General features: G+C 72.2%; 8 protein-coding genes. 5 read left to right on the top strand and 3 right to left on the bottom strand.

Features of this window, described 5'->3' with window-relative positions; all coding sequences use genetic code 11:
- Positions 1-32 precede the first annotated feature (32 nt).
- From R9X44_RS09835 to R9X44_RS09825, 3 genes are read left to right on the top strand one after another with little or no spacing between them, the layout of a single operon-like run.
- On the top strand, positions 33-854 hold the full coding sequence (locus R9X44_RS09835) for a siderophore-interacting protein (protein WP_319813724.1): 822 nt from the start codon (positions 33-35) through the stop codon (positions 852-854).
- A 6-nt stretch (positions 855-860) separates the two neighbouring features.
- The gene (locus tag R9X44_RS09830) at positions 861-1,856 is read left to right on the top strand and encodes a FecCD family ABC transporter permease (protein ID WP_319813723.1); all 996 of its coding nucleotides are present in this window, start codon (positions 861-863) and stop codon (positions 1,854-1,856) included.
- Positions 1,853-2,884, top strand: a complete 1,032-nt coding sequence (locus R9X44_RS09825) for a FecCD family ABC transporter permease (RefSeq protein WP_319813722.1) — start codon at positions 1,853-1,855, stop codon at positions 2,882-2,884. Before R9X44_RS09830 ends, R9X44_RS09825 begins: the two co-directional genes overlap by 4 nt.
- Before the next feature lie 13 nt (positions 2,885-2,897).
- Here the strand turns inward: R9X44_RS09825 and R9X44_RS09820 are convergent, their stop codons facing one another.
- The 3 genes from R9X44_RS09820 to R9X44_RS09810 are packed head-to-tail and all read right to left on the bottom strand — an operon-like array spanning position 2,898 to position 4,624.
- Entirely contained in the window at positions 2,898-3,545 is a 648-nt protein-coding gene (locus tag R9X44_RS09820) for a DUF4232 domain-containing protein (protein WP_319813721.1), read from the bottom strand.
- Between the two features lie 54 nt (positions 3,546-3,599).
- Entirely contained in the window at positions 3,600-3,911 is a 312-nt protein-coding gene (locus R9X44_RS09815; protein WP_319813720.1) for a DUF6191 domain-containing protein, read from the bottom strand.
- 41 nt (positions 3,912-3,952) lie between these two features.
- On the bottom strand, positions 3,953-4,624 hold the full coding sequence (locus tag R9X44_RS09810; protein WP_319813719.1) for a helix-turn-helix domain-containing protein: 672 nt from the start codon (positions 4,622-4,624) through the stop codon (positions 3,953-3,955).
- A 138-nt stretch (positions 4,625-4,762) separates the two neighbouring features.
- On the opposite strand from R9X44_RS09810, the gene R9X44_RS09805 reads away from it, so the two are divergent.
- The gene (locus R9X44_RS09805; protein WP_319813718.1) at positions 4,763-5,872 is read left to right on the top strand and encodes a hypothetical protein; all 1,110 of its coding nucleotides are present in this window, start codon (positions 4,763-4,765) and stop codon (positions 5,870-5,872) included.
- 35 nt (positions 5,873-5,907) lie between these two features.
- Positions 5,908-6,993 (top strand): ABC transporter permease, encoded by a 1,086-nt coding sequence (locus R9X44_RS09800; protein WP_319813717.1) that lies wholly within the window; start codon positions 5,908-5,910, stop codon positions 6,991-6,993.
- The last annotated feature ends 43 nt before the right edge of the window (positions 6,994-7,036 follow it).

Here is a 7,036-nt window from a genome sequence, read left to right as displayed (position 1 = left end):
TCTTCCCCAACCCCCCGAAAGGTCGTTGTGATATGTCAGTCATCGACCGGCGTATGCGTTATGTCGAGTACCCGTTGCGGCCGCGACTGCTCGAGGTCGTCCGCACCGCGCGTCTCACCCCGGCCATGGTCCGGGTGACGATCGGCGGGCCCGCGCTCGAAGGCTTCCGGGAGCAGGCGCCGACCGACCACGTCAAGCTGTTCTTCGCCCAGGGCGGCGACCCCGTGCCCGTCATGCCGACCATCACCGACGACGGCCTCGACGACCCGCCGCCCGGCTCGCCGGAACCCGTCCTGCGCGACTACACGGTCCGGTCGTTCCGGCCCGACGCGCTGGAACTCGACGTCGACATGGTCCTGCACGGCGACGGACCCGGCTCGACGTTCGCCGCGACGGCGGTCCCCGGCGACCTCGTCGGCGTGCTCGGCCCGCGCGCTTCCGAGGTCGTGCCCTACCTCTACGACTGGTACCTGCTCGGCTGCGACGAGACGGGCCTGCCCGCCCTCGCGCGCTGGCTCGAGCAGATCCCGGCGGGAGCCAAGGCGTTCGCTTACGCCGAGATCGCCGGACCCCAGGAGGAGCAGGAACTGACCTCCGCCGCCGACCTCACTGTCACCTGGGTCCACCGCGACGGGGCCGCGCCCGGCCGCAGCGGCGCGCTCGAGGCCGCGATCCGCGCCTTCACCCCGCCGCCCGGCGACGGCTACGCCTGGCTCGGCGCGGAGGCCACCACGCTCAAGCCGATCCGGCGCTTCCTGCGCAACGAACTCGGCCTGCCCAAGGGCCAGACCGACGTGGACGGCTACTGGAAGGTCGGCGTCGTCGACCACGACCACCACGACGGGCTGGACTGAACTTCCTTGCGCAGACGCACCCTCGGCCTGGCGCTACTGCTCGTGCTGCTCGCGGTCATCTCCGTGCTCAGCCTCGCGGTGGGCGCCAAGCCGATTCCCCTGGCGGACGTGTGGCACGTCCTCCTCCACCGGGACGGCACCGACGACTCCATCGTCGTCTGGGAACGCCGTATCCCCCGCACCCTGCTCGGCATCGCCGTCGGGGCCGCGCTCGGCCTCGCCGGGGCGCTCATGCAGGCGCTCAGCCGCAACCCGCTCGCCGATCCCGGCCTGCTCGGCGTCAACGCCGGAGCCGCCGCCGCGGTCGGCGCTGCCGGGCTGTTCTGGCCGCTGACCAGCACCGAGACGACTGTGTGGTTCGCGTTCCTTGGCGCAGGAATCGCCGCGACCCTCGTGTACACGCTGGGCCGCGGCGGCATGACGGGCAAGGCCAACCCCGTCCAGCTGATCCTCGCCGGAATGGCGGTGACGGCCGTGCTCGCGTCGTTCACCGCCGCGACGAGCCTGATCGACACCGACTCGGCCGACCGGCTGCGCTTCTGGGTCGTCGGCTCCCTGGCCGTCGCGCAGCCGGGCGAGCTCCAGCTGATCCTGCCGTTCCTCCTCGCGGGGGCGGTCGTCGGCCTCGCGATCAGCGGCAGGATGGACGCGCTCGCGCTCGGCGACGACGCGGGCCGCGCGCTGGGCACCCACCCGGAACGGACCCGTGCCCTGGCGATCATCGCGATCACCGTCCTGTGCGGGGCGGCGACGTCGGTGGCGGGTCCGATCACGTTCATCGGGCTGATGGTCCCGCACGCCGTCCGGCTGTTCACCGGGCCGAACCAGCGCTGGATCCTCCCGCTGTCGATGCTGTGCGCGCCGGTGATCCTGCTCGCCTCCGACATCGTCGGACGGGTCGCCGCGCCGCCCGGCGAGCTCGAGGCCGGGGTCGTCACCGCGTTCCTCGGCGCGCCGGTGTTCATCGCGCTCGTGCGGCGGCGCGGGGTGGTGGCGCAGTGACCGCGCTCGCCGTCGCGTGGCGGATGTGGCGGCTGCGCTTCCGTACCCGTGGACCCGTCGCCGGGGTGTTCCTGCTCGGCGCGCTCGCGCTCGTCGCGGTGTACGCGCTCGGCACCGGGGACTTCGCGCTGTCGCCGGACCAGGTCGTGGCGACCCTGCGCGGCCAGGGGCCGCCGGGTGCGGAGTTCGTCGTGTTCGAACTGCGGCTGCCGCGCCTGCTCGTCGGGATCGGCGTCGGCATGGCGCTCGGCGTCGCGGGCGCGGTGTTCCAGAGCCTCACCCGCAACCCGCTCGGCAGCCCCGACGTCGTCGGCTTCACCGTCGGCGCGGCGTCGGGCGGCATCCTCGTGCTGCTGCTGTTCGGCGCGGGCACGCTGTCGGTCGCGTTCGGCGCGGTAGGCGGCGGGCTGGCGACGGCCGTGGCCGTCTACCTGCTGGCGATGCGCGGCGGCGTCGCGGGGACCCGGCTGATCCTCGTCGGGATCGGCGTCGCGGCGATGCTCGAGGCGCTGAATGCGTTCCTGCTGAGCCGGGCGTCGGTGAACGAGGCGCAGAGCGCGACGGCGTGGCTCGTCGGCTCGCTCAACGCGCGCGGCTGGGAGCAGTTCGGCCCGCTCGCCGCCGCGCTCGTCGTGCTGGGTGCGCTGATGGTGCTGATCGTCGGCGATCTGCGCATCATGGAACTCGGCGACGACACCGCCGCCGCCCTGGGCGTCCGGGTGCAGCGGACGCGGCTGATCGTGATGGGCGCGGCCGTCGGGCTCACCGCGATCGCCACCGCGACGGCCGGGCCCGTGCAGTTCATCGCGCTCACCGCGCCGCCCGTCGCCAAGTTCCTCACCCGCTCACCGGGCCCGAACGTGCTCGCGTCGGCGTTCACCGGGGCGGTCCTGCTGACCGTCAGCGACCTCGCCGCCCAGCGGATCATCGCCCCGACGATCCTGCCGGTCGGCATCATGACCGGCGCGATCGGCGGGGTCTATGTCGCGTTCCTGCTGATCAGGGGATCGCGGATCAGGTCGGGCTGAGCCGGCCCCCGGCTCAGACGCCGGGGGCCCAGGGGGCCACCCCGAGGACGCGGGTGGTGCCGAGGTCGATGTTGAGGCCGTCGACGCGCTGGGCGGGCAGCCCGGGCCCCGGCGTGACGACGACGCGGTCGACGGTGAGGCTCTTGCCGCCCTCGACGAGGTTGCGCCACAGGATGCCCGAGGTCGCGGTCTTGCCCGGCGCGACGGTGATCGGCTGCGGCGCGGCGTCGAACGACGGGACCGACGACACCCCGCCCGACCCCTGCTCGATCTTGACGTCCGCGCGGACCCCGTTGTCGCCCTGGAGGGCGATCTCGGGGTACCCGTTCAGCTTGATCGGCTTCTTCCCGCAGTTCTGCAGGTCGATCTGGACGACCCGCAGGCCCATCGCCGCATCAGAGACGCCCTCAAGGATGCGGTACCCCTCGGGCGGGCATGCGCCCGACGGAGCCGACGGCTTGGTCCCGGGCGGCGGCGCGACCGAGACGTCCGACGGCTCGGGCACGGGCTGCTCCGACGCGTCGGGCGCGCTGGCCGTGGCCGAGGGGGAGGGCGGGGCCGAGGGCGACGCCGCGGCGTCGTCGCGCCCGCCGTCGTCCGAGCATCCCGCCACCAGCGCCATCAGGACGAACGCCCCCGCCGCCCAACGCATACCTCTCATGGCACAACCCCCCGTTTCGGTCGCCGGTGACGCTACCACCGAACCCCCGAAACGTCAGGGAAGCCGCAAAACGGCCTTACCACCTGCGAGGTCGAGCCGCGGGGGAGCGTTGTCGCCCTCCTCGTCGCGCATCATCAGCGACGAGCGCTTCTCCTCGAGTTCGTAGCGCTTCGTCGGCGCGAACAGCGCCTGCATCTCGTCGAGGCCCGCTGAGGCGACCGGGCGGGCGTCCTCCGGCCTGCGCCACGGCAGCCGGTAGCGCTCGTTGGCGCGCAGACCGAGCCGGTCGACGGCGGCGACGACGATGAGCAGCAGGACGAGTCCCGGAAGGGACGTCACCACGAGGACCGCCAGCATTCCCGTCATAGCCCCCCAACGTACGCGGCGGCGCGGGGGTTCCGGCGGGGTCAGAGGTCGGGGTGGAGCCAGGCGGGGGCAGGGGAGGCGGTGCGGAGGGCTTCCGGGGGGAGGGTGTTGGGGGCCAGGAGCAGGCCGCCGATGGCGTCGAGCATGAAGCGGCCCAGGTGCGCCCAGGTGCCGTCGGTGTTGCGGCCCTCGGCGAGGTCGAGTTCGAACGAGGCGCTCGCCCGGAACATCAGCGGCCTGACCAGCCGCCAGCGCATCCGCATCACCTCCTTCGGGATGTCGGACGTGGTGCGGGCGACCGCGCGCATCGCGTCGGCCATGTGGGTTCCGGCGAGCTCGGGGATGACGTGCGGCTCGGTCGTGGGGTCGCTGAGCGTCTGCGCGGCGAACCTCGCGTAGTAGGTGGGCGGGCCGAGGCGGTCGAGGTGGACGAGCGTCGGCAGCAGCACGCACGCCAGGTGCTCGCGCGGATCGGCGGAGCCGGCGGCCTTCTCGATCATCGCGCGGCCGATCTCGTCGGTGTGCGCGCGGTGCGCCCTGACCACCTCGAGGATGAGGTCGAGCTTGGTGCCGAAGTGGTAGGCGACGGCCGAGTGGTTCGCCGCCCCCGCCTCCTCGGCGATCTTGCGGGCGGAGACCGCGGTGACGCCGTGCAGGGCGATCAGCCGCTCGCCCGCCTCGAGCAGCAGCTCACGGGTGCTTTTCGGCGTCATGCCGCCCATTCTCCCAGCTGTGACAACCGTCTCTCCTGCGGTGATCGGGTCCCACTCATTAAGTCGAGTGACTTAATGTTATCGGGTGCGCTTAAGTCAGTTGACTTAAGATTTTCGCTACGCGAGGAGATCGATCTGATGCAGGAGACGGACACCGTCACCGTCGAGGGGGCGGCCCCCGGAGGGCGGAAGGAACCACCCAAGGCGGTCATGTACGGCTTCCTCGGCCTCATCCCGTTCCTGCTGGTGATGATGCTGGTCGGCGTCTACACCGTGTCGATGCACCAGCCGACGCCCAGGGACCTGCCCGTCGCGGTGATCGGCACGGGGCAGCAGGCCGTCGGGCTCGCCGACGCGCTCAACGCCGCCGAGAACGCCCCGGTCGAGGTCAGGACGGTCGGCGCGGTGTCGGAGGCCGAAAGCCTGCTCAAGCGCCGCGAGATCGCCGCGGCCTTCCAGCTGCCCACGCGGCGCGGCGGCCCCGCGACCCTCTACACCGCGCAGGCCGCGGGCATGGGCCAGGCGTCGATGTCGCAGGCGATCTTCACCGGGATCGCCGCGCAACAGGGCCTCCAGGTCGAGCACATGGAGATCGCGCCGCTCCCGCCCGAGGACGGCATGGGCACGTCGGCCATGCTGATCGTCACCGCGTGGATCCTCGCCGGATACATGATCATCACCATGCTCATGCAGGGCGCGCCCGAGGAGTTCACACTCCGCAGAACCCCCGCGTTCCTCGCCGTCTGGGCGGCGCTGATGAGCTTCGTCGTCTGGTTCCTCGCCGACGTCGTCATCGGGGCGGTCGGCGGCCACGCCTGGGAGATGCTCGCGCTCGGCTGGGCGACGATCTTCTCCGTCGGGCTCGCGCAGAGCTTCATCGCCAGGCTCATCGGGCCGCTCGGCTCGATCGCCGGCGTGCTCGTCCTGATGTACCTGGGCGTCCCCTCCTCCAACCTCGGCCTGCCGGTGAAGGCGATGCCGCCGTTCTTCGAGTGGCTGCACGGCGTCCTGCCCACCCCTGCGGCGGGCGAGGCCCTGCGCGCGATCCTCTACTTCGGCGGCGACGGCGTCAGCGGGCACCTGCTCGTCCTCGCGCTGTGGGGCGCGGTCGCCGTCGCGGGCTCGGTGCTGCTCGACTCCCTGCGCGGCAGGAAGAAGCCGAAGCACCAGCTGACCGGGCGGGAGGAGGAGGCCGTCGACGAGGCCGCCGACGCCGCGGCGGTCGCCGCCGTCCCCGTCACGGCCTGACCGGCCTTCCGTTCCGAACCCCTTTGAGGTACCGCATGTCCTCCACCACCAGCGGGCAGCACGCCGTCGCCCGCAGCCAGTCGCTCCTGGCCAAGTACGCCATGGTCGGGCTGTTCCCGTTCCTCATGGTCGTGATGATCGTCGGCGTCATGCTGACCGCGATGCACCAGCCCGCGCCCAACCACATGCCGCTCGCCGTCGTGTCCTCCACCGCCGCCCAGGCCGAACGCGCCGCCTCACAGCTCACCGCCGCGACCGGCGAGGCGTTCGAGCTGCGGTCCGTCGGCACCGAGGCCGAGGCGCGCGAACTCGTGCTCAAGCGCGAGGTCGTCGGGGCCTACGTCGGACCCTCGGTGCGCGGGCAGGGCCAGGCCGTCCTGTACGTCGCGGGCGCGGCGGGCACGAGCCAGACGCAGGCGCTCACCTCCGTGCTCACCGGCTTCACCATCGCCCAGAGCGTCGACCTGCAGACCGAAGACCTCGCGCCGCTGCCGCCCGAGGACGGCTCGGGCGTCTCCACCCTCTACCTGACGCTCGGCTGGATTCTGTCCGGCGCGATCTTCGTCCTGGTGATCGGCACGGCGGCCCCGCAGCTCATGCGGCCACGCCCGTTCGTTGTCGTCTCCGCAGGCTGGGCGGTGTTCATGGGCTTCGCGGTCTGGCTGATGATCGGCCCGATCATCGGCGCGATCGACGGCCACCCCGAACTCATCGGCCTCGGCGCGCTCGCCTCCTTCACCGGCGCCCTCGTCACCGCGTTCTTCACCCGCCTCCTCAGCCCCCTGGGCAAGCACAACGCGGCCCTCGCCCAGATCGCCGCGGTCCCCGCGATCGGCCTCCTGGTCATCCTCGGCGTCCCCTCCTCCGGCGGTGCGGTCTCCGTCTGGATGGAACCCTCCCTCTTCCAGTGGCTCCACGACATCCTCCCGATGCCCGCCGTCCTGGAAACCGCCCGCTCCATCCTCTACTTCGACGCCCGCACCCTCGGCGGCCACATCACCACACTCCTGATCTGGCTCTTCGGGTTCCTCCTCCTCAACTTCATTCCCCTAACCCGCAAGAACTCGGCGAAGGCCACCGCGCCCGACCCCGTCACCGAGCCGACACCGGTCTCGGTCTGACGCCGTGGTCCAGGACCCGCCCTCTCCCCGGGGCGGGTCCTTC

It is taken from the genome of Actinocorallia sp. A-T 12471 (genome assembly GCF_033875155.1).
Lineage (GTDB): Bacteria > Actinomycetota > Actinomycetes > Streptosporangiales > Streptosporangiaceae > Actinocorallia.
This window is presented reverse-complemented; position numbering and strand designations above follow the sequence as displayed.